The organism is Marinobacter sp., from assembly GCF_035268745.1.
GTDB lineage: Bacteria > Pseudomonadota > Gammaproteobacteria > Pseudomonadales > Oleiphilaceae > Marinobacter.
The window spans coordinates 1-1,254 of the sequence record NZ_DATFKH010000028.1 but is presented as its reverse complement, the minus strand read 5'-3'; the positions used below and the strand labels follow the sequence as shown (position 1 = coordinate 1,254).

General features: G+C 53.8%; 1 rRNA gene. It reads right to left on the bottom strand.

The features are described 5' to 3' along the window. Window positions 1-7: 7 nt before the first annotated feature. A 16S ribosomal RNA gene (locus tag VJ956_RS01710) occupies window positions 8-1,254 on the bottom strand; the annotation flags it as partial.

The following is a 1,254-nucleotide window of genomic DNA, read 5'->3' as shown; positions in this document are numbered from 1 at the left end:
GCTCCAGAAAGGAGGTGTTCCAGCCACACCTTCCGGTACGGCTACCTTGTTACGACTTAACCCCAGTCACTGGTTTTACCCTAGGCCGCTCCTCTCGGTCACAGACTTCAGGCACCCCCAGCTCCCATGGTTTGACGGGCGGTGTGTACAAGGCCCGGGAACGTATTCACCGCGCCATGGCTGATGCGCGATTACTAGCGAATCCAACTTCATGGAGTCGGGTTGCAGACTCCAATCCGAACTGAGACCGGCTTTTAAGATTGGCAACCTGTCACCAGGTAGCTTCCCTCTGTACCGGCCATTGTAACACGTGTGTAGCCCTGGACATAAGGGCCGTGCTGATTTGACGTCATCCCCACCTTCCTCTCACCTTACGGTGGCAGTCTCGCTAGAGTCCTCAGCTTTACCTGCTAGCAACTAACGATAAGGGTTGCGCTCGTTATGGGACTTAACCCGACACCTCACGGCACGAGCTGACGACAACCATGCAGCACCTTGTAAGCAGCCCCGAAGGGAATCCCGATTTCTCGGGAATGCAGCCTACATTTAAGCCCAGGTAAGGTTCCTCGCGTATCATCGAATTAAACCACATGTTCCTCCGCTTGTGCGGGCCCCCGTCAATTCCTTTGAGTTTCAACCTTGCGATCGTACTCCCCAGGTGGTTCACTTAATGCTTTCGCTAAGCCGCTTACTGTGTATCGCAAACAGCGAGTGAACATCGTTTACAGCGTGGACTACCAGGGTATCTAATCCTGTTCGCTCCCCACGCTTTCGTGCCTCAGCGTCAGTTATGGCTTAGTAAGCTGCCTCCGCAATCGGTGTTCTGTGCAATCTCTATGCATTTCACCGCTACACTGCACATTCCGCCTACCTCAACCATACTCAAGACTCGCAGTATCAATGGCAATTCTACCGTTAAGCGGCAGTATTTCACCACTGACTTACAAGCCCGCCTGCGCACCCTTTAAACCCAATGAATCCGGATAACGCTTGCATCCTCCGTATTACCGCGGCTGCTGGCACGGAGTTAGCCGATGCTTATTCCTACGCTACCGTCAATCCCGTACACGTACGGACCTTTCTTGGCGTAGAAAAGCAGTTTACAACCCATAGGGCCGTCATCCTGCACGCGGGATGGCTGGTTCAGGCTCGCGCCCATTGACCAATATTCCTCACTGCTGCCTCCCGTAGGAGTCTGGTCCGTGTCTCAGTACCAGTGTGGGGGATAATCCTCTCAGAACCCCTAAGGATCGT